Source organism: Neobacillus niacini (genome assembly GCF_030817595.1).
Taxonomy (GTDB): domain Bacteria; phylum Bacillota; class Bacilli; order Bacillales; family Cytobacillaceae; genus Neobacillus; species Neobacillus niacini_G.
Genome location: NZ_JAUSZN010000002.1, coordinates 47,202 through 62,185, shown reverse-complemented (window position 1 = coordinate 62,185; position 14,984 = coordinate 47,202). Strand labels below are relative to the sequence as shown.

Sequence of the window (14,984 nt, the reverse complement as noted above, 5' to 3'; positions counted from 1 at the left end):
AAATCCAGCTAGAGTTTATGACACTTATTCAACTAACGCTAAGATTCAAGGAACGTCAGCCATTCAAACTAAGAAATGTATGATCGAGGGACAAGCCTTGTGTAAGCAACTTTCTACACCTGATAGAACGTTCGCACTACTGGCAACAGTACATGACGAATTACTATTTAGAGTACCTAAGGACATTACACGAGAAGAAGTAGCATTATTTGAGGCTGTCATGACTGACACTGTACAACTTAATAACATTCCTAGTGGTACTGACGGTGAGTTAGGAAACTGTTGGGGCGACTTAACACCAATTAAAAAACATTTTGCTTAAATAAAGGACACTCTTAGAGGGTGTCTTTTTCTTTATATAAAAAAGAAAAGGACGTGTAAAAAATGAGTTTGCTTTCTAAACCTACTGAATTAAGAGAACAAGTATTAGCAAAGAAAGAGGGGAATAAACGTGGTGACGAATTGGTTCAAGCGTTTCATAATCACATTGAAGCTGTTAATAGTAAGGATTACTTTGATATTGTTGAGGTTGAGGAACTACTACTAAAAGAACAGGCACACGCTATTGAAGTAATGAAAACACCTAAGACTTACCCTAAAGAGTTAGCAAGGTTTTCACCTTCTAGTTCTGACAAGTGTGAAAGAGAATTGTTCTTTAAGGCTAACAAGGCTGAGAAGGACGAGGATACAGGACACCCATTTCAAAGACGGTGGACTAGAAATAGTACTGCTGTTCATGGTGCTATCCAGCGACAACTATTAGAGGCTGAAATTGTTGTAGAAAATCCTGACTTTGTAGTATTGAGATTGGAAAATGGTTTACCAGCATGGGAAAAGAATATTGAGGATTGGAAGGTAATCGAACATAACGGTGTAACATTCGTTCTATTCGGTATGTGTGACGGTATCCTTCAATACAAAGACGGTACTAAGGTTGGTTTTGAATATAAAACAAAGTCAAACAGTGTAGCACAAATAAAGCAACTTAAAGAACCTTCACCTAGTCATAGGTTACAGTGTGTAGCTTACTCTATTCTATTCGGTGTTGACGAGTGGTTAATAACTTATGAATCTGTAGCTAAGGACAAATGGACAACAAATGAAAACGCACGTCCTGACTTTAAGATTTTCTACACTAGAATAACTGAACAAGATCGTACTATCCTGTTAAACAAGTGGGCTAGGGTTGCTGAAAAGGTTGACACTGGTTATGTACCAGCACCTAATCCTAGTAAGTGTATGTTCTGTCCATACAAGAAAGTGTGTGGTGAGGTCAATGAGTAACAAGAAACTAATATTAGCTATTGATAGTTCACTTGCCTGTCCAGCCTTTGCTGTATGTGAAGTTAACTTAATTACAAAGAATATAAAAGTCATTGAGGTAAGTCACGTTAAAACAAATTCAAAGAAGTCAACAGGCTTTAGATTATTTCAAATATGGAATCATGCTAATGACATTCTTGATCGTTATACCTTTGACGCTGTGGTGTTTGAAAAAGGCTTTAATAAGTTCGCTGTAGCTACTCAACAGATTCAAAGGACGGTAGGACTATTACTTTTTACGCTATATTGTAAAGAGGTTGAGAATATAGACGAAATAGCACCTACCTCAGTGAAGAAAGCTGTTACTGGAAACGGTAAGGCTACAAAGGAACAATTAGCTGAGGCACTAGAAAGTTATGTAGGTGTCGTTAAGTATAAAACGAATGATGAATCTGACGCTGTTGGTGTCGCTATCGCATTAGCATTACAGAAAGGTTGGATATAGTTCACTCAAAGGAGGTGAGACTATTATGAGTATCGACTACACTATTTACGCTTATGACATTGAATCAAAGAATCGTATCGTAAAAGGCTTAATAGATAGTGGTTATGTAGTTCAGGTACTCTTAGGTAAACAGGATAAAGAACTTGTTTACTTGATCTGTATTTATAAAGAGGAAGTGGAAGAAAAGAAAGAAAAGAAATCAATAGGATTCTAACAGGACGCTGAAAAGCGTTCTTTTTTTTGTCCTAAAAAGGTCACTAATCGTTAGTACATAAATGTAAGGCGAAACAAAAAGGAGGAATAAACGTGTTAACCGTTATCACTGGTTCAATGTTTGCTGAGAAATCCACTGAGTTACAAAGACGTGGAAGAAGGTTAGAAAGGGCTGGAAAAACAGTGGCTTACTTCAAGCCTAACTTTGACACTCGTTATTCAGAAAATGAAATAGTCACTCATAACGGTGAAAAGGTACACGCTTTTAATATTGAGGTGTCAATGCCTGACGAACTACTGGACTTTATGAATCATGACGTTTACTTGATTGACGAAATACAGTTCTTTAATCACAGGGTAGTTGAGGTTATCAAGTTTCTTTTGAAAAAAGGAAAGACAGTTATTGTTGCTGGTCTTGACATTGACTTTCAGGCTAACCCATTTATTGTAACAGCTAGTCTTATGGCTATTGCTGAGGACGTTGTAAAACTAAAGGCTGTATGTAATCACTGTGGTCAAGACGCTTGGGTGTCTGATCGTAAGACAAGTGAAAAAGAAAGAAATGTATTAGGTTCAAGTGACACCTATCAACCACTATGTAGAAAATGCTATGACAATAAAAACCCTATGGAGGAATTTTAAAATGGAAAACTTTAAATTATTTATTGCTAACGTTACAAACATGGAATTAGAGGCACAAATCGAGGTTATGAAAGATCAGTATGAGGACTTAGAAAGTCTTAACGATTCTCTATTAGAGGAAAACGGAATCTTGCACGAGGAAAACGTACACGCTGGGGCATTGATCATTAAGTTAGAAGAAGAAAACCACTCATTAAGACAGGCACTTAAAGAAGAAATTATGGAATCACCTATCGAGTTTGAACAGGCTGACTTTGAATTTAAAGGGACTTTGAGACAGCTAGACCAGCTACTAAAACTAGTGACTAACTTTGGAGGTAAAAACTAATGAAATTTGAACTACAATTATTATTCGATAAAGGTCAACGCACATTAGCATATCAACTAGAGGCTATGATTGAAAAAGCACCTGAACTAGAGGACGACTTTGACAACCTTATCACTGTCATTACTGACACTATTGAGGACTTAGAGGAACAGGCTGAGTATCAATATGATATGGGTAAAGACGAGGGCTTTTCTGAGGGATATAGTGAGGCTGAATATGAACTTGATTCTAAAGTAGAGGACGCTTTTGAGGAAGGAAAAGCTGAGGGTTACGCTGAGGGATATGAGGACGGTTTCGAGTGTGGTCACGACAATGACTAAGGCTGATATTCAAATTAAGATGAACCTTAAAAGGGTATTAAATCAAGGTGTATCTGACGAGGGACAAGCTATTCGTCCTGTTTGGGCTGACGGTACACCAGCTAACACCCTTAAAGTTTTTGGTGTCCTTAATGAGTATGATCTTGCTGAGGAATTTCCTATAGGTTCTTTACGTCCTACTGCTTGGAAGGCTGGACTAAAAGAGGACTTATGGATTTATCAAGAACAGTCTAATGACGTTGAACTATTAGAATATAAGTACGGTGTTAAGTACTGGCGTGAGTGGGCTAATGACAAGGGTGATCTAGGGCTTGCTTATGGTCGTCAAATGGCTTATGAACACAAGTACAAGGAAGGTTATTTCACTCAAATAGACAGGCTAATATGGGACTTAAAGAATAACCCTTATAGTCGTAGAATGATAACTAACCTTTACAATCACGAGGACTTACATGGAATGACTTTATATCCTTGTGCTTTCTTGACAATGTGGGACTTTGACGGTGAACGTCTTAATATGACACTTGTACAGCGTTCAAGTGATTACCTTGTGGCTGGTAACATTAACGTAACTCAATACGCTTTACTGTTACACATGGTAGCACAATCGGCTGGCATGTTAGTAGGAAAGTTTAACCACTACATTAACAACCTTCATATCTATACAAGACATATAGATCAGGCTATTGACGTTGTAGGTAGAGAACCACTACCAGCACCTAAACTTATCATTGACGATTCAGTTAAGAACTTCTATGACTTCAAGGTTGAACACTTTAAGTTAGAAGGTTATGAACCACACCCACAAATAGGTAAGTTAGAAATAGCTATTTAGTAATTAGGGCATGAGAAATTTACTTTCTCGTGTCCTTTTTTCTTTCAATATCGTTAGTACTTAATTGTAAGGGGTTCGGCTGAACCACTCACTAAAAAATGACAATCAAAAGGAGAGTTTATATATTATGGCAATCGAATTAGAAGGGTTTCACAGAAAATTATACTTAACACGTTATGCAAAGAAATCTATGGATAAGTCACAGTTTATTGTAGTGGGTGCTGACGTTGTAACACTAGTAAAGGACGGTAAATATCCTGTTCGTGAAATAGCTACTGTTAAGGCTGTTGAAGGCGAAAAAGTTATCATGACACTTCAAACTGCTGACGGTTTTGAATATCAAGTGGGTGACGAGTTCGTACAAGATATTAACTTAGTTGACGCTTTAGTAGAAACAAAATTTGAACAAACTGCTGATCGTGTAGCTGGTGCTTTAGCAAGTGTAGAACCTAGCGAAACTAAAGAGGCATTTTACAAGAAAGCTAAGAAAGCTATTGAGAATTTCCACCTTGTACCTAGTGGACGTATCTTAACTGGTGCTGGTGATGATTCACAGGTAACACTTTTTAACTGTTATGTAATTGACGTTGAATTAGCACCTTACGCAAAAGAAAAAGGTCGTGATTCAAGACAGGCTATTTTTCACCATATGGGACGTATTTCTGAAATCATGGCTAGAGGTGGAGGCGTTGGTACTAACCTATCAGTATTTAGACCACGTTATTCAGGACTATCAAAAACTAAAGGTCAGTCAACTGGTGCTATCTTTATAGGTAATCAATTCAGTGGACTTACTGAGTTTATCAATCAGGCTAATAGACGTGGGGCACAAATGCTTACACTACATGATTGGCACCCTGACGTATTCTACACAAATGACATTAACTCACCTGACTATAACGAGGACTTTATTGGGGCAAAGCGTAAGCAAGGATTCATGGAAGGTAACAATAGTTCAATCCTAGTATCTGACGCTTTTATGTTTGCTGTAGAACATGACTTAGACTGGAATCTTGTTTTCCCTGACACTTCTCATTCTAGCTATGACAAGGATTGGGACGGTGATCTTGATAAGTGGATTAAGAAACATGGTAAAGATTCTGTTAAGGTTCACAGAACAGTTAAGGCTAAGGAAATGTGGAATAAGATCATGGTTTCTAATCATACGAGTGCTGAACCGGGAATTATTTACATTGACGAGGTTGAACGTAACCATAACGGACATTACTTAGGTGTAGTTAAGGCTACTAATCCTTGTGGTGAACAACCAATTCTTGGAAATTCCACTTGCAACTTATCTGCTGTTAACTTTGGTCGCATGATTAAAGTGTCAGGCACAGACGAGTTAGGTAACTTATATGAAATTGATTGGGATTTACTTAAAGAAACTATTCATACTGGTGTTCGTTTCCTTGACAATGCTATTGACTTAACTTACTACTTTGACAAGGACATGAAGAAATGGCAACAGGGAGAAAGACGTGTCGGTTTAGGTGGCATGGGTGTAGCTGACTTAGCTATCGCTTTACGTGTTAGATACGGTTCACCTGAGTTTAACGCTATGTTTGATCAGCTTATGGCTTTCTTACGTGATGAATCTTATCGTGCAAGTGTTGAACTAGCTAAGGAAAAAGGTTCATTCCCATTATTCAAGAAAACTAAATTCATGCAATCAGGTTTCGTTAAACGTCTACCAAAAGACATTCAGAACGATATTAAAAAATTCGGTATTCGTAACCTAACATTAAATACCTTTGCACCTACTGGTACAACAGGTTCTATGACACCTTCACTATTAGACATTAACGGTAGTGTTAGTACTGGTATTGAACCTCACTTTGCTATGAAGTATGACAGACTTTCTCGTATCGGTAAGACTGTACAGTATGCTGGTGTAGCAAAGGCATTTATGGACAGTAACCCAACAGTAAATGAATTACCTTCTTACTTTGTTGGGGCTATGGATTTAACCCCTGAGGAACATGTAATGGTTCAAGCTGTAGCACAAAAGTATATTGATTCATCTATCAGTAAAACAGTTAATGCACCAGCTAATTACACTGTAGAACAATGTGAGGCTGTTTACATGAATCTTTATAAATCAGGCTGTAAGGGTGGAACAATCTATAGACAGGATTCTCGTGACGAACAGATTCTAACACTTTCTACTGACACTGAAACTACTGTTGAAGTTGAAGTTAAGGACGAAACTGGTACTAATACTGGTACTAAGGTTAAAGGTAAGTATGACGACTGGACTTGTGGTAACTGTGGTTCTGAGGAATTTCACATGGTTGAAGGTTGTCCACAATGTGATAACTGTGGTTCTCAAAGCTGTTCTATCTAAGACTTTATTAAGGACGTGGGGGCTTTTCCTCACGTTCTAATTATATATAAAGGGGTTATGTCCAATGGAAAACCTACTACCTAATGATGAACTTTATAGCGAGTTTAAGAGGCTACAAGCTGAGAACTATCACCTTAAAAATCAACTATCTAATAAAAACAAACAAATTAGAGGACGAGACAAACAAATTAGACAAATGGCTAAAGAATTGAAAGAGTTCAAACCACAAAAACAACACTACAAAAATGGGAAAAGAGGGACTATGTACAATGGCTGAAATGACAATCAAAGAACTACAATCACAAGTAAAACAGTTACTTGATGAAAAAGGGTTCGCTTATGACAAATCAACTTTCTATGAAAAGGCAAGTTTAGCACATACAGAAATCAGTGAACTAGTTGACGTGATCAAAAAGCAAGGAATGAACGAAAACTCACAAGAGGATATAGAGGCTGAGGTTGCTGACATTATCATTCGTACTATGAACTTTGCTTTAATGTTTGACTTTGATCTTGATACAGCTATTCAAAAGAAAATGGACAAGAATTTCAAACGTCCTTTTAAATACAATACTTATGAGGAAGGTGGGGCTTAATTGCCTCACTTTTTTTTATGTCTATTTGTCCTAAAACTTGTCGGTATCGTTAGTACCTAAGTGTAAGGCAAATAAAACATGAGGTGATGAAATGGAAGGCAAATTCAATCAAGAGGCAATCAAAACACTGTTATTAAATTATCCAGTAAAGGACATTCGTTTCGAGTACAACACAATCATTTTAGTTCTTCAAGCTGGTCGTGAAATTGAGATTACTTCCGAAATGGGTAGCTATGATGAAAGTACTTTATCTATTGAACATTATGTGATTGAACGTAAACAGGTTGGAAGGGTGGAACTTGACTAATGAGATATGACGTTGAAAATCCTATGGTTCGTCCACTTGAAAAAGATGTTTATAAAGTTGTTGCTTACTGTTGTAACTGTGACGGTGAACTTCACATAGACGAGGACTTTCTAGCCACTGAGGATAACGAGTATTTATGTGACGAAACATGTTTAGTTCAGTACATGGGTGTACGAAAAGTTGAAGGGTGGGAAATTTAGTGAATAAAGTATTTGAGGTTTTACTCTTTCTAATCATTGTTATTGGTTGTATTGGTCTTATTGTTAGTTGGTTCTATGGTGTACCAGCACTAGCCCATATGATTTATGAACCTATTAGTTATGCTGTTTACCTTTCAATATGGTTGTCTATTCACCTTGTACGTAACATGATTGGACGTATTAAGGCACAAAACCAGTTAAAGCAATATCAAGAAATTCATAAGATTCTAGGGGGTAAATAATCATGGAAACTAAAAAACATTTACTGGCACAAAAGAAACTTAACGTAGCTGTATCCACTTTTGAAAAAGCGTCAAATGAAGTTGATCAAGCTATCACACTTATTGAACAATCTATTAAGGCTGACGAACAGCGTTTAGAAAGTATTGAGGCTAATATCAAGGCGTTAGAAAATGCCCATGATCAAGTACAAGCTAACATTATTGCTAAAAAAGGTGAGATTAAGAATCACATTGAACTATCATTCAAACTAAAAGAATTTACATTAGGGGGCAAACAATAATGAGAATCGTATTTCAAGGGTCAGCAACACCACAACAAATTGGTAAAGGTATTCAAGAAATCTTAGAAAACACTTTAGTTAAGGCTAAGGCTAAAGGACAAAAATATCCAGTTCATAACGCTGTAGTTGAATTTAATCTCAATATCGCTGGTGAAGAAAAACCTATGCTACTAGTTGATGATGTTAAAGGAACAATGTTAACTATTCACACTGGCATTGAAAAAGGTGAACTTACTGAGTATGTTGAAATTGATCGTTCAGAACTTATTTCTAAGTTTGACCAAATGGTTGAAAATGCTACTAAGACTGACGAGGACAAAGCTAAGGAAGAATTACAAAAGGAATTAGATAAGGCACAATTCTTACTACCAGCACCTAAAGAGTAAAAAGAAACCCACTACCTTAATCGGTGGTGGGATTTTTTCGTTCTTGTCTCATTTTAGTTAAGTATTCTTCCTGTTCAGGTAGTATAGCCTCTTTAGCTATTATTTCCTGATCTTGTGTAAATATCTCTTTAGTATCGTCAGGCATTATAAATTCAAATAGCTTGCTTATATCGTCAATCCTTAAAGCCTGTGCTATTACAATTATGTGAGGCACGTTTAAGGTTGATCTTTTCATATTAACCATTTCTGAGATCGTAGCCACTCTTATACCTGTCAAGTCGCTTAATTCTTGCATTTTTAAACCACGTTCTTTAAGTACTTCTCCTAGTTTGCACCTAATAGTGAAATAAGGGAACTTTTCTAGGTTGCTGACCACCTGTTCATTAGTCTTATCGTGTACCTTAACTATCATTGTACTACCACACCCTAACTTAGTTTGTTATATCTCACAGTATAATACAATATATCGTAAATAGCAAGTAGGGGAAATGTCCTAAAACACCTTGTTTTCGTTAGTACCTAAGTGTAGGGGAAAACCCTAAATACTTTTTAGAGGTGTTCATATGAGAATTGCTATTACAGGAAAAATGAGGTCAGGTAAAAATACTGTGGCTGACTATTTCCTAATTCATAAAGCGTTTAGGTCAATGGCTTTTGGTGAGGGAATCAAGGAAGTTATACAACTTTATTTTCCTGAGTTATTACTACAGGGAAAACCTAGAAAATTGTATCAGGCTATTGGTCAGCTATTTAGAGAATTTAACCCTGACATATGGGTGGAGATTTTAGATAGACGTTTAGACCAAATTACTACATGGTTCGGTGACGAGAATATTGACATTGTTGTAACTGATTTACGACAAGAAAACGAGTACAAATATCTTAAAGAACAAGGGTTCATTATTATCAAGGTTGAGGCTGAGGACGAGTTAAGAATTGAACGAATTAAACAGTCAGGCGACACCTTTGATCATGAGGATTTTTACCACGAAACGGAATTAAGTGTTGACGCTTTAGGGTTCGATTACCTAATAACTAATAACACCACAATAGAGGATTTAAACGAACAAATCAAATTTATTATAAACGAAATGGAGGAAGAATAGTCATGAATAAATACGAACAGGCTTACAAATTGGAGAACGAAAAAGGGGTAACAGCTTTCTTAACAGATTACCACAAACTAGCTGAGGCAAGATTTTACGCTAATGATCTTTCTATTAGTGATATGCTATTAGACTTTCATTTTGCTATGAAAAAAGCCTTAACAGATCGTCAACAGGAAGTTATTGAGTTAACTTACTTTAAGGATATGAGACAGGTTGACGTGGCTAATGAACTTAACTTAACTCAACAAACTGTACAGGAACATACGGTAAAGGCAATTAAAAACCTTGCTACTTATCATATGATTATTAAAAGTAGGGGTGAATAAACTGTGGGGGTTCGTGATCAGTTTGAAAAAGAGGTTCAAGACTTGCTAGAACTAAAAGAACTATTACCTGTGGAAACACGTATTAAACAGGTGACTGATCTTACTGAATGGTATTGGAAAGAAACTGGTAAGGTTTATAAAAACTCTTACTTTCTTGATCTATTAGGTACTTACCTATTAGCTGACGAATTAAGAAATAAAAGCACTCACAAGGTTAAACAAACTGATTTTCCTATACTTTCTCACACTCAATTAAAGCTAAGAAATAGACGTGAAAGACGTGTAGGGGATGAAAATATAGACTTCATTATCCTAAAAGAAGTTAAGCAACACCCTAACGCATTTAAAACAAAAACTCAAAATAAGGACGAGTGATAACATGGGATTTTTAGAATTATTGACACTTATATTTATTGTACTTAAACTAGTTGGAATTGTTAGCTTTTCATGGTTTTATGTATTCTTACCTTTGATTATATCAGTATCTTTATACGTGCTGTGGTTCATTGTTTGGGTTATATTAGCTATCTTTATCAATAGGTAAAACAAGGGACATTCAACTTTTTACAGGTTGGGTGTCCTTTTTTCTTTTGTTTTCGTTAGTACTTAATTGTAAGGCATTAAACAAGGGGGTACGAAATGGACGAGATTGAAAAAGCTACTCAAAACCTTACAGCAAGCGAATTAACTGAGTTCTCTAAGGTATTTAGAAAGCAAGGTAAGTCAGTTAAAGTAGCCTATACGCTGTGGGCTATTGGTGGGGCTGTAGGGCTTCATAGATTCTATACAGGTAACTATGGAACAGGCTTAATAGTAATGGCTGTCACAGTCTTTACATGTGGTCTTGGGGCTATTGCTGGACTACAGGACGTACAGAACATTAGACGCTTAGTAAGTCAGGCTAATAAGGAATTAACTTTACAGATCGTTAAAGACGTGAAAAGAAAATGATTGAGTGGGCTAATAGAAGGCAAAGACAGATTCTTGTCCATTCATTTCTTTACTATCAATTAAATGAATCTATCATATCAGATCATACTTTTGATCAGTGGTCAAAGGAATTAGCAAAGTGGATTAAAGAAAATCCTGATCAATTTAAAATGACTGTTTACTATGACGGATTTAAAGAGTTTGACGGTTCAAGTGGTTATGACTTACCTTATTCAATTCCTGACATTCAAAACACTGGTTATAAACTTTTAAAAATACATGCTGAAAAGAGGAAATTATAATGGAAATGCAAGTAATGGGAACTGGTTCTTTTTATACTTATTGGGAAGTTTTTCGTTGGGCTGAGGACGGTGACGTTTTTGAAATAGTTGATTGTCCTAATAATGACTTTGAAGGTTCACGAGTTGTTATGAAAAAACAAGGTGGTTACGGTGTTGTTATGAAACACTATGGTTCTTATGGTGATGATAGTTCTGATACCCTTGTAACACCTTATGGGGCTATTACTGGTTCAACTTTTAAACGTGTTGACGCTTTTGAGAAGGTTGATTTTAGAACAGCCTTTGACGCTATTAGAACTGAGGGTCATGAGGTTTATGTAAAGAAATACGGTGAGTTTGAAGTGTTTGGTCGATTCACTGATTTTAGTGATCATTACATTACTGATCTTGATGATTTAATTAACGCTGATTTTTACATGAAAACCAAATAAATATTTAAGAGGTAAGTTAACTTGACTTACCTTTTTTTATTTTACCTGAAAGGGGGTGAAATCATGATCAATAAAGATTATAGAGATTCAGCTTTAAAGGTTTACGGTGAGGCTTGTGAAATCTGTGGTTATCGTGCTGGTGTTGAAGTACACCACATTGATTATCAAGAACAATGGGAAATCGAAAAGAAGTTAAGAAAGGCTAAGGGTTCTGAATATACTCGTCTATTAGCTGAGGCAAAGAAACAAGGCTATGACGAATTTAAAGATAACCAACTAGCAAAAAATGATTCTACTAAAAACCTATCTGTTTTATGTGGTAATCATCATTCTTTAATCCATTCCCTTGATTCAGGCAAGGCATTATTAAAGGTTATACCTGAAAGAAAATAATAGATAAGGGGTTTTATAATGTTTAAAAATATTTTGGCATTGGCGTTTGCTGGTGCTTTCTTTTTTACTGCTGGTCATGCTTTTGCTTACGAGGTTAAAACAGGTGACACTATGTATAATATAGCTAAAACTCATAATGTTTCTTTAGAGGATTTAAAAACTCTTAACCCACAAATTTCTGACTTAAATAAAATCTATGTTGGTCAGAATGTGAACACGAATAAAGATAACTCACAGGGGTCTGAAAATGTTAGTAACGTTTCAGCATATGAGAAAGATTTATTAGCTAGGTTGGTTCGTGCTGAGGCTGAAAGTGAACCTTATGCTGGTAAAGTCGCTGTGGCTTATGTTGTCCTTAATCGTGTAGATCATTCTCAATTCCCTGATACTATTAAAGGGGTTATTTATCAGTCAGGACAATTTACACCAGTTTCTAACGGTGAAATAAATCAAAAGGCTGACGCTGATTCTATAAGGGCTGTCAATGAGGCTGTTACTGCTGATCGTTCTAATAGTGAATCGTTATTCTTTTATAATCCTACTACTGCTACTAGTCGCTGGTTAGATTCTAAACAGACTACTGTTACTATTGGTAATCATGTATTTAAAAAGTAAAAGAAAAGGACAGGGGTTTATTCCCTTGTCCCTTTTTTTATTTACATACATACGAAAAAACCCCCAACTAATGAAAGTCAGGGGTTTAATCTGTAAGGTATCAACAAACTAATACTAAATTAAAGTGTTAACTACATCTTATATTATATAAGGCTATTTGTAAAGTTTTTTTATTAGTACTAAACTTAGTATTGACATTAAATTTAATTCTGTTATTGTTATAAGTGTAAGGTACAATATTAAATTTAAAGGTGGTTTATTGAATGGGAATAGTTTTGTGTGTTAACAATAATAAGGGTGGGGTTTTAAAAACCACGACAACCAGTAATTTAGCTGGTGTATTATCTTATCTAAAGAAGAAAGTTTTAGTGGTTGACGCTGATAATCAGAGTAATGTTTCAATTAGTTTTGGTCTTAATCCTGATAATTTTAGAACAACTATTTATGATGTTTTAGTGGGTGGCGTTCCTGTTGAGGATACTATTGTAAAGATTGATAAATATATTGATCTTGTCCCTTCTAATCTTGATCTAGTTTCTTTTGAGTTTGATGTTATCGGAAACCCTAATAAATACCCTAAACCATTTCTTTTAATGAAAGACGCTTTAGATCATTTACGTGATCAGTATGATTACATATTGATAGATACACCCCCTAGCCTTTCTTTAATGAATGGTAACGTGTTTTCTTTTGCTGACAATGTTATTATACCCTTTGAACCTGAGGCTTACGCTATGCGTTCTTTAATGGCTGTGACAACTACTGTAAATGATTTTAAAGGTATTAACCCTAATCTTGAAATCATGGGGGTAATTTTTACTAAAGTAGTTCATAACGCTAACTTACATGAGGTTATCAGTCAGGAAACTAAAAAGTATGCCTTTGAAAATGGCTATAAGACTTTTGAAACTGTTATTCCTCGTACTGTTCAATACGCAAATTCAATCGGTTTTGATCGTAAACCTGTAACTATATCTAATCGTAAAAGTGAAAAATCACAGCTTTATTTTTCCTTATGGAATGAGATCGAAAATACTTTAAAGGTGGTTAAATAATGGCTAAAAAATCTTTAATTTCTTTTAGTGACGTGGGCAATACAAACAATGAACCTGAACAACTTGAACACCCTGTTATTAAAGAGGATATTCCTGAACAGCCTGTTATTAAAGTCAAGGAAGGTCAAACTTTGAACCATGCAATTTCTGAGTTTTATACTCCACCTGAAAAGATCGTAAAGAAACAAGTTTCTATATATCTTGATACTGACGTTATAGAGGCATTTAATAATTTTGGTAATGAACATGGCAAGGGTGCAAAGTCTGATCTAGTGAACAACTTTTTAAAACAAGTTTTTGGTATTCGTCAATGAAGGAAATTGAAATAAATGTTAGTTCATTTTATTACGACTATGAAAAGGGGTATCATGTAATGACTAAACGAGTGAATAAAACTATAAGAAATTTACACACTGTATGGCAACAATTAGATAATGCCAGTGGTGAACTTTATAACGCTTTAGATATTTTAGCGAGTATGACTAATCTTGATGATAAAATTAAACGTCAGGCTGATCAGATTGATATAACACGTATAGACGGTTTAAAACAAGAAATAGAGGCACTTATTGAAAAGAAAGAGACAGGGCTTTAATGCCTTGTTTTTTTTTATTTAAAAAAGTACTTGCAATAGTCTTAAACATTTGATATAGTTAGTTTATCGAGTTAAGGCAACTTAAATAAAATAACTTAAAGTGAGGTAATTTATTATGACAATTTACGGATATGGTCGTGTATCAACAGTTCAACAGGATTTAACTTTACAAATTGAGGCACTTTCTAATTATGGTATTGAATCTAAAAATATTTATACAGATCGTTTAACTGGTACTAACATGGATAGAAAATCTTTACAAGAATTACTTTCAATCGTTCAGGCTGGTGACGTTATTATTGTTAAAAAGTTAGATCGTTTAGGACGTTCAGTAAGTCAGGTGACAAACTTAATTGAGGAACTAACAAAGAAAGGTATTTTTGTAAAGTCTATTGACGATAATATTGATACTTCTAATCAATCACCAATGGCAAAGGCTATGCTTCAATTACTTGCAATGTTTTCTGAAATGGAACGTAATTTTATAGTTGAAAGAACTAAACCAGCTATTGAAAATGCAAAGGCAAAGGGTGTACAATTTGGTCGTCCTCAGGTGAATAAAAATCTTTATGATTTAGCTTTAGAAGATCATTTAGAAAAGGGTATGACTGTTAAAGAAATCATAGCTAAATATGGTACTAATGAAAAAGGCAAAGATAATATAACAGAGGCGACTTTCTTTAGACGCTTACGGAAACATAGAGAAAAGGCTGGTCTTTAATGACTGGTCTTTTTTTATAGTACTGATATTAGTATTAAATTT

Annotated in this window: 29 protein-coding genes; 28 read left to right on the top strand and 1 reads right to left on the bottom strand. The window is 35.3% G+C overall.

What is annotated here, in order from left to right; translation table 11 throughout:
- The 16 genes from QFZ31_RS32855 to QFZ31_RS32780 all read left to right on the top strand — a co-directional run.
- Positions 1–322, top strand: a 322-nt coding sequence (locus QFZ31_RS32855) for a DNA polymerase (protein ID WP_307312285.1), incomplete at its 5' end; no start/stop codon positions are given.
- Between the two features lie 62 nt (positions 323–384).
- On the top strand, positions 385–1,284 hold the full coding sequence (locus QFZ31_RS32850; protein ID WP_307312282.1) for a PD-(D/E)XK nuclease family protein: 900 nt from the start codon (positions 385–387) through the stop codon (positions 1,282–1,284).
- Complete coding sequence (locus QFZ31_RS32845) at positions 1,277–1,768, top strand: crossover junction endodeoxyribonuclease RuvC (RefSeq protein ID WP_307312279.1); 492 nt, start codon at positions 1,277–1,279, stop codon at positions 1,766–1,768. Before QFZ31_RS32850 ends, QFZ31_RS32845 begins: the two co-directional genes overlap by 8 nt.
- Before the next feature lie 25 nt (positions 1,769–1,793).
- The gene (locus QFZ31_RS32840) at positions 1,794–1,982 is read left to right on the top strand and encodes a hypothetical protein (protein ID WP_307312278.1); all 189 of its coding nucleotides are present in this window, start codon (positions 1,794–1,796) and stop codon (positions 1,980–1,982) included.
- A gap of 92 nt (positions 1,983–2,074) precedes the next feature.
- Positions 2,075–2,623 carry a thymidine kinase gene (locus tag QFZ31_RS32835; protein WP_307312276.1) on the top strand — a complete coding sequence of 183 codons (549 nt, stop codon included), beginning with the start codon at positions 2,075–2,077 and terminating at the stop codon, positions 2,621–2,623.
- 1 nt (position 2,624) lies between these two features.
- Complete coding sequence (locus tag QFZ31_RS32830) at positions 2,625–2,951, top strand: hypothetical protein (protein WP_307312275.1); 327 nt, start codon at positions 2,625–2,627, stop codon at positions 2,949–2,951.
- A complete protein-coding gene (locus tag QFZ31_RS32825) occupies positions 2,951–3,271 on the top strand; it encodes a hypothetical protein (RefSeq protein WP_307312273.1) in 321 nt (106 codons plus the stop codon). Before QFZ31_RS32830 ends, QFZ31_RS32825 begins: the two co-directional genes overlap by 1 nt.
- Positions 3,264–4,106 (top strand): thymidylate synthase, encoded by an 843-nt coding sequence (gene thyA / locus QFZ31_RS32820; RefSeq protein WP_307312270.1) that lies wholly within the window; start codon positions 3,264–3,266, stop codon positions 4,104–4,106. The genes QFZ31_RS32825 and thyA overlap by 8 nt, the downstream gene beginning before the upstream one ends.
- 127 nt (positions 4,107–4,233) lie before the next feature.
- Positions 4,234–6,453 carry an adenosylcobalamin-dependent ribonucleoside-diphosphate reductase gene (locus QFZ31_RS32815; RefSeq protein ID WP_307312267.1) on the top strand — a complete coding sequence of 740 codons (2,220 nt, stop codon included), beginning with the start codon at positions 4,234–4,236 and terminating at the stop codon, positions 6,451–6,453.
- A 64-nt stretch (positions 6,454–6,517) separates the two neighbouring features.
- Positions 6,518–6,730 (top strand): hypothetical protein, encoded by a 213-nt coding sequence (locus QFZ31_RS32810; protein WP_307312263.1) that lies wholly within the window; start codon positions 6,518–6,520, stop codon positions 6,728–6,730.
- A complete protein-coding gene (locus QFZ31_RS32805; RefSeq protein ID WP_307312260.1) occupies positions 6,723–7,049 on the top strand; it encodes a MazG nucleotide pyrophosphohydrolase domain-containing protein in 327 nt (108 codons plus the stop codon). Before QFZ31_RS32810 ends, QFZ31_RS32805 begins: the two co-directional genes overlap by 8 nt.
- A 91-nt stretch (positions 7,050–7,140) precedes the next feature.
- Entirely contained in the window at positions 7,141–7,356 is a 216-nt protein-coding gene (locus tag QFZ31_RS32800; RefSeq protein ID WP_307312256.1) for a hypothetical protein, read from the top strand.
- Entirely contained in the window at positions 7,356–7,556 is a 201-nt protein-coding gene (locus tag QFZ31_RS32795) for a hypothetical protein (RefSeq protein WP_307312253.1), read from the top strand. The genes QFZ31_RS32800 and QFZ31_RS32795 overlap by 1 nt, the downstream gene beginning before the upstream one ends.
- A complete protein-coding gene (locus QFZ31_RS32790; protein ID WP_307312250.1) occupies positions 7,556–7,798 on the top strand; it encodes a hypothetical protein in 243 nt (80 codons plus the stop codon). The genes QFZ31_RS32795 and QFZ31_RS32790 overlap by 1 nt, the downstream gene beginning before the upstream one ends.
- Before the next feature lie 2 nt (positions 7,799–7,800).
- Positions 7,801–8,079: a hypothetical protein gene (locus QFZ31_RS32785; RefSeq protein WP_307312247.1), complete on the top strand. Its 279-nt coding sequence runs from the start codon at positions 7,801–7,803 to the stop codon at positions 8,077–8,079.
- Positions 8,079–8,465, top strand: a complete 387-nt coding sequence (locus QFZ31_RS32780) for a hypothetical protein (RefSeq protein ID WP_307312244.1) — start codon at positions 8,079–8,081, stop codon at positions 8,463–8,465. Before QFZ31_RS32785 ends, QFZ31_RS32780 begins: the two co-directional genes overlap by 1 nt.
- Positions 8,466–8,481: 16 nt before the next feature.
- Here the strand turns inward: QFZ31_RS32780 and QFZ31_RS32775 are convergent, their stop codons facing one another.
- The gene (locus QFZ31_RS32775) at positions 8,482–8,877 is read right to left on the bottom strand and encodes a helix-turn-helix domain-containing protein (protein ID WP_307312243.1); all 396 of its coding nucleotides are present in this window, start codon (positions 8,875–8,877) and stop codon (positions 8,482–8,484) included.
- A gap of 151 nt (positions 8,878–9,028) precedes the next feature.
- Between QFZ31_RS32775 and QFZ31_RS32770 the strand changes: the two genes are divergently transcribed.
- The 12 genes from QFZ31_RS32770 to QFZ31_RS32715 all read left to right on the top strand — a co-directional run bounded on the left by QFZ31_RS32770 (position 9,029) and on the right by QFZ31_RS32715 (position 14,942).
- Complete coding sequence (locus tag QFZ31_RS32770) at positions 9,029–9,571, top strand: AAA family ATPase (protein WP_307312240.1); 543 nt, start codon at positions 9,029–9,031, stop codon at positions 9,569–9,571.
- Positions 9,572–9,573: 2 nt separating this feature from the next.
- The gene (locus tag QFZ31_RS32765; RefSeq protein ID WP_307312237.1) at positions 9,574–9,900 is read left to right on the top strand and encodes a sigma factor-like helix-turn-helix DNA-binding protein; all 327 of its coding nucleotides are present in this window, start codon (positions 9,574–9,576) and stop codon (positions 9,898–9,900) included.
- A 3-nt stretch (positions 9,901–9,903) separates the two neighbouring features.
- Positions 9,904–10,275, top strand: coding sequence for a hypothetical protein (locus tag QFZ31_RS32760; protein ID WP_307312234.1), 372 nt, complete (start codon positions 9,904–9,906; stop codon positions 10,273–10,275).
- Positions 10,276–10,539: 264 nt separating this feature from the next.
- A complete protein-coding gene (locus QFZ31_RS32755; RefSeq protein WP_307312232.1) occupies positions 10,540–10,851 on the top strand; it encodes an NINE protein in 312 nt (103 codons plus the stop codon).
- Positions 10,848–11,132 carry a DNA ligase LigA-related protein gene (locus QFZ31_RS32750; RefSeq protein ID WP_307312229.1) on the top strand — a complete coding sequence of 95 codons (285 nt, stop codon included), beginning with the start codon at positions 10,848–10,850 and terminating at the stop codon, positions 11,130–11,132. Before QFZ31_RS32755 ends, QFZ31_RS32750 begins: the two co-directional genes overlap by 4 nt.
- Positions 11,132–11,563 carry a hypothetical protein gene (locus QFZ31_RS32745; RefSeq protein ID WP_307312226.1) on the top strand — a complete coding sequence of 144 codons (432 nt, stop codon included), beginning with the start codon at positions 11,132–11,134 and terminating at the stop codon, positions 11,561–11,563. The genes QFZ31_RS32750 and QFZ31_RS32745 overlap by 1 nt, the downstream gene beginning before the upstream one ends.
- 63 nt (positions 11,564–11,626) lie before the next feature.
- Positions 11,627–11,956 (top strand): HNH endonuclease, encoded by a 330-nt coding sequence (locus tag QFZ31_RS32740; RefSeq protein WP_307312223.1) that lies wholly within the window; start codon positions 11,627–11,629, stop codon positions 11,954–11,956.
- Between the two features lie 18 nt (positions 11,957–11,974).
- Positions 11,975–12,571 carry a cell wall hydrolase gene (locus tag QFZ31_RS32735; RefSeq protein WP_307312220.1) on the top strand — a complete coding sequence of 199 codons (597 nt, stop codon included), beginning with the start codon at positions 11,975–11,977 and terminating at the stop codon, positions 12,569–12,571.
- Positions 12,572–12,834: 263 nt separating this feature from the next.
- On the top strand, positions 12,835–13,626 hold the full coding sequence (locus QFZ31_RS32730; protein ID WP_307312217.1) for a ParA family protein: 792 nt from the start codon (positions 12,835–12,837) through the stop codon (positions 13,624–13,626).
- Positions 13,626–13,940 (top strand): hypothetical protein, encoded by a 315-nt coding sequence (locus tag QFZ31_RS32725; RefSeq protein ID WP_307312215.1) that lies wholly within the window; start codon positions 13,626–13,628, stop codon positions 13,938–13,940. Before QFZ31_RS32730 ends, QFZ31_RS32725 begins: the two co-directional genes overlap by 1 nt.
- Positions 13,941–13,999: 59 nt before the next feature.
- Entirely contained in the window at positions 14,000–14,221 is a 222-nt protein-coding gene (locus QFZ31_RS32720; RefSeq protein WP_307312213.1) for a hypothetical protein, read from the top strand.
- A gap of 115 nt (positions 14,222–14,336) precedes the next feature.
- Entirely contained in the window at positions 14,337–14,942 is a 606-nt protein-coding gene (locus QFZ31_RS32715; RefSeq protein ID WP_307312209.1) for a recombinase family protein, read from the top strand.
- The last annotated feature ends 42 nt before the right edge of the window (positions 14,943–14,984 follow it).

Bases quoted from the DNA above. Each gene is read 5' to 3' on its own strand.
- QFZ31_RS32850 (WP_307312282.1), top strand. From the start codon at position 385: ATGAGTTTGCTTTCTAAACCTACTGAATTAAGAGAACAAGTATTAGCA.
- QFZ31_RS32845 (WP_307312279.1), top strand. From the start codon at position 1,277: ATGAGTAACAAGAAACTAATATTAGCTATTGATAGTTCACTTGCCTGT.
- QFZ31_RS32840 (WP_307312278.1), top strand. From the start codon at position 1,794: ATGAGTATCGACTACACTATTTACGCTTATGACATTGAATCAAAGAAT.
- QFZ31_RS32830 (WP_307312275.1), top strand. From the start codon at position 2,625: ATGGAAAACTTTAAATTATTTATTGCTAACGTTACAAACATGGAATTA.
- QFZ31_RS32825 (WP_307312273.1), top strand. From the start codon at position 2,951: ATGAAATTTGAACTACAATTATTATTCGATAAAGGTCAACGCACATTA.
- thyA (WP_307312270.1), top strand. From the start codon at position 3,264: ATGACTAAGGCTGATATTCAAATTAAGATGAACCTTAAAAGGGTATTA.
- QFZ31_RS32815 (WP_307312267.1), top strand. From the start codon at position 4,234: ATGGCAATCGAATTAGAAGGGTTTCACAGAAAATTATACTTAACACGT.
- QFZ31_RS32810 (WP_307312263.1), top strand. From the start codon at position 6,518: ATGGAAAACCTACTACCTAATGATGAACTTTATAGCGAGTTTAAGAGG.
- QFZ31_RS32805 (WP_307312260.1), top strand. From the start codon at position 6,723: ATGGCTGAAATGACAATCAAAGAACTACAATCACAAGTAAAACAGTTA.
- QFZ31_RS32800 (WP_307312256.1), top strand. From the start codon at position 7,141: ATGGAAGGCAAATTCAATCAAGAGGCAATCAAAACACTGTTATTAAAT.
- QFZ31_RS32795 (WP_307312253.1), top strand. From the start codon at position 7,356: ATGAGATATGACGTTGAAAATCCTATGGTTCGTCCACTTGAAAAAGAT.
- QFZ31_RS32785 (WP_307312247.1), top strand. From the start codon at position 7,801: ATGGAAACTAAAAAACATTTACTGGCACAAAAGAAACTTAACGTAGCT.
- QFZ31_RS32780 (WP_307312244.1), top strand. From the start codon at position 8,079: ATGAGAATCGTATTTCAAGGGTCAGCAACACCACAACAAATTGGTAAA.
- QFZ31_RS32775 (WP_307312243.1), bottom strand. From the start codon at position 8,877: ATGATAGTTAAGGTACACGATAAGACTAATGAACAGGTGGTCAGCAAC.
- QFZ31_RS32770 (WP_307312240.1), top strand. From the start codon at position 9,029: ATGAGAATTGCTATTACAGGAAAAATGAGGTCAGGTAAAAATACTGTG.
- QFZ31_RS32765 (WP_307312237.1), top strand. From the start codon at position 9,574: ATGAATAAATACGAACAGGCTTACAAATTGGAGAACGAAAAAGGGGTA.
- QFZ31_RS32755 (WP_307312232.1), top strand. From the start codon at position 10,540: ATGGACGAGATTGAAAAAGCTACTCAAAACCTTACAGCAAGCGAATTA.
- QFZ31_RS32750 (WP_307312229.1), top strand. From the start codon at position 10,848: ATGATTGAGTGGGCTAATAGAAGGCAAAGACAGATTCTTGTCCATTCA.
- QFZ31_RS32745 (WP_307312226.1), top strand. From the start codon at position 11,132: ATGGAAATGCAAGTAATGGGAACTGGTTCTTTTTATACTTATTGGGAA.
- QFZ31_RS32740 (WP_307312223.1), top strand. From the start codon at position 11,627: ATGATCAATAAAGATTATAGAGATTCAGCTTTAAAGGTTTACGGTGAG.
- QFZ31_RS32735 (WP_307312220.1), top strand. From the start codon at position 11,975: ATGTTTAAAAATATTTTGGCATTGGCGTTTGCTGGTGCTTTCTTTTTT.
- QFZ31_RS32730 (WP_307312217.1), top strand. From the start codon at position 12,835: ATGGGAATAGTTTTGTGTGTTAACAATAATAAGGGTGGGGTTTTAAAA.
- QFZ31_RS32725 (WP_307312215.1), top strand. From the start codon at position 13,626: ATGGCTAAAAAATCTTTAATTTCTTTTAGTGACGTGGGCAATACAAAC.
- QFZ31_RS32720 (WP_307312213.1), top strand. From the start codon at position 14,000: ATGACTAAACGAGTGAATAAAACTATAAGAAATTTACACACTGTATGG.
- QFZ31_RS32715 (WP_307312209.1), top strand. From the start codon at position 14,337: ATGACAATTTACGGATATGGTCGTGTATCAACAGTTCAACAGGATTTA.